This window comes from Stenotrophomonas sp. 05L44_2 (assembly GCF_056665995.1).
On record NZ_JBFTNR010000518.1, the window covers coordinates 1 to 3027 of the forward strand.

A 3027-nucleotide genomic window follows, 5' to 3' on the forward strand; every position below is an offset into this window, starting at 1 on the left:
ATATATTATCTTGGCGTGAGGAGGCGGTGCGATGCAAGTCCCGTCTCCCATTGCATTACTTCATGCCTTGCCGGCATGAGGGCATTGGTTGCAGCCGCAACCGAGGCGCAGGTGTACCCTCCGTGCCCCTTCGTCGTGCTTTTTTCCCTTCCCGGAGTGCTGTTCCCGATGAAACACCTTGGCCTTGTCTTCGCCGTGCTGCTGGCCACCAGTGGCTGCGCCAGCCTGTCCTCCAAGGCGCCCAGCGCCTATGCCACCACCGCCGACCTGCAGGGCGACGCCGCGCGTCCGTCCAGCGGCCACGGCTGGGTGCGCAGCGAGCTTTATTTCGGCGTGGGCGAAGAGCAGGGCGCCGRTGACCGCCCGCAGGCCGACACCATCAGTGATGCGCAGTGGCGCGCGTTCCTGGACAAGGAAGTGACGCCGCGCTTCCCGGACGGCCTGACCGTGTTCGATGCCTACGGCCAGTGGCTGTTCCGTGGCGATGCCTCCCCGAACCGCCTGCGCACCAAGGTGCTGGTGGTGCTGCACGAGGACAGCCCGCAGCGCCGCGCCGACATCGAAGCGATCCGTCTGGCGTGGAAGCAGCAGACCAAACACCAGTCGGTGCTGTGGTCGCGGCAGGCGGTTGACGTATCGTTCTGACCTGGACGCGCCACTGTGGCGCTGCAGGGAATGACGATGGCACCCAGGGAAGTGCTGATGGCGGTGATGCTGGCCGGTCTGTTGGCGCCGGCGGCACAGGCGCAGGACGAGGACCGGGGCCTGCTGCGGTTTTCGCCGGCAGCGGGCGTGCAGGCGTCGGTGGAGGTACAGGAGGACGGCATGCTAGCCGTGCTCCTGCAGCCGGCAGGGAAACGGCAGCGCCTGCCTGGCGCGCCGGACGCCGAGGGACATTCGCGCCTGAGCGCAGAGGACCTCGATTTCGACGGGCGTCCCGAGCTGGTTGCGCGCGCGGCGGTGGGCATGGTCAATGAGGCCGTTGCGGTCTATCGCTTCGACGTGGGCAGCGGTGAGTTCCGCGCACTGAAGGCGGTGACCCATGGAAACGACCAGTGCGGTGACCTGATGGGCCTTACCGCCGACGCCGCCACGCGCACGCTGACCGCCAGCTGCCGCAGCGGGCCGATGTGGTACACCGACGTGTATCGCTTCAACGGACCGCAGCTCTATCTGTACCGCGGTGAGAGCGTGTTGATGCTGGGCGATACGCTGAACCGGGCGCTGCACTGGGAAGAGACCGAGAACCAGGGGCCACTGGCGGTGTGGCGTACCTACGATCCCTCCGGCAAGGTGCTGGAAAGCGCCATCGGCGACGGGCTCGGCGCACCAGCAAGCGGTGCGCCGCTGGTGGGGCTGATGGCGAGCGTGCTGCCTGCGCGCCTGTTCCTGTTCGATCATCCCGGTGCGTCCAGCACGCAGCGCTACCTGGTGCAGGGTGATCGCGTGGAGATGCTGGATGAGCAGGATGGTTGGGTGAAGCTGCGTTATCGCAACCCGAAGCGCGGCGCGGTGACGGGGTGGATCAACGTCAACGATTGACGGCAGCCCTGCCCGGAGTTTGCACGACAAGGCGATCGGCCTCTTGCCCACGGGAGCATCACTTCACCGGGACTAGCCTCGGGGTTCCCCCTTGCAAGGCTGTAGTCCCATGAGCAAGCGCGTTGCCGAGATCGTCGTCGATACCCTGCAGCAGGCGGGCGTCCGCCGTTGTTATGGCATCGTCGGCGACACCCTGAACCATGTCACCGACGCACTGCATCGCAGTGAGATCGAGTGGGTGCATGTCCGCCATGAAGAGGTCGCGGCGTTCGCGGCCGGTGCCGATTCATTGATCAGTGGCCAGCTGACCGCCTGCGCGGGTTCGTGCGGTCCTGGCGGTCTGCACTTCATCAACGGCATCTTCGAGAGCAACCGCAACCGCGCGCCGATGGTGCTGATCGCCAGCCAGGTGGTCACCAGCGAACTGGGCATGGAGTTCCCGCAGGAAGTGGATTTCAAGGCGGTGTACGGCAGCTGCACCGTGTTCTGCGAGCAGGTGCACAGCCCGGCCCAGGCACGGCGCGTGGTGGCGCTGGCCTGCCAGGCGGCGATCAGCCGCCGCGGTGTGGCGGTGGTGATCCTGCCGGCCGACATCAGCGAAGCGGAAGTGAAGCACGATGTGCCGTTCTCGGTGCATTACACCCAGCCGGTGCTGCGCCCCTCCGAGGCCGAGCTGCAGCACATCGCCGAACTGCTGGGGCAGGGCAAGCGCATCGGCATCTATGCCGGCGCCGGTTGCCAGGGGGCACATGCGCAGCTGCTGGAACTGGCGCGGCGCCTGCAGGCACCGGTGGCGCACACATCGCGTGCGAAGGACTTCGTCGAACCGGACAACCCGTACAACATGGGCATGACCGGAGTCTTCGGCATCGAATCCGGGTTCCACACGTTGATGGAGTGCGACACGCTGCTGCTGCTCGGCGCGGATTTCGCCTGGGGCCAGTTCTATCCGGACAAGGCCACGATCATCCAGGTCGACCGCGACGGCAGCCACCTCGGTCGCCGCCATCCGGTGAACCTGGGCGTGGTCGGTGATATCGCACCGACGCTGGACGCGCTGCTGCCGATGCTGCCCCCGCGCGAAGACAGCAGTTTCCTGGACGAATGCATCGAGCACCGCGACAAGGCGCTGAAGAAGCGCGAGCAGGAGGAACAACCCGGCGAAGGCGAACTGATCCATCCGCAGCACCTGACCGCGCTGCTGTCGAAGTACGCTACCGACGATGCGCTGTTCACCGCGGATGGTGGCTCGCCGATGGTGTGGGTGCTGCGGCACATCCGGGTGAATGGCCGGCGCCGCACGCTGACCAGCCTGCTGCACGGCACGATGGCGAACGCGATGCCGCAGGCGCTGGGTCTGCAGAAGGCCTTCCCGGGGCGGCAGGTGATTTCGTTGTCCGGCGATGGTGGGTTGGCGATGTTGCTGGGCGACCTGCTGACCGCGGTGCAGGAGAATCTTCCGATCAAGGTGGTGGTGTTCAACAA

The 3027-nt window shown here is 66.3% G+C and carries 3 protein-coding genes; all 3 read left to right on the forward strand.

Annotated elements, in window-relative coordinates:
* Positions 1-168: 168 nt before the first annotated feature.
* Positions 169-645 carry a DUF3574 domain-containing protein gene (locus AC1VAN_RS16720; protein ID WP_480986241.1) on the forward strand — a complete coding sequence of 159 codons (477 nt, stop codon included), beginning with the start codon at positions 169-171 and terminating at the stop codon, positions 643-645.
* Positions 646-681: 36 nt separating this feature from the next.
* On the forward strand, positions 682-1542 hold the full coding sequence (locus AC1VAN_RS16725; protein WP_442251802.1) for an SH3 domain-containing protein: 861 nt from the start codon (positions 682-684) through the stop codon (positions 1540-1542).
* A gap of 109 nt (positions 1543-1651) precedes the next feature.
* Positions 1652-3027: thiamine pyrophosphate-binding protein (locus AC1VAN_RS16730; RefSeq protein WP_480986242.1), on the forward strand; the 1376-nt coding region annotated here is incomplete at its 3' end.

What these genes read in the sequence shown, in the direction of transcription:
- AC1VAN_RS16725 (WP_442251802.1), top strand. Translation starts at nt 682, where the DNA reads ATGGCACCCAGGGAAGTGCTGATGGCGGTGATGCTGGCCGGTCTGTTG.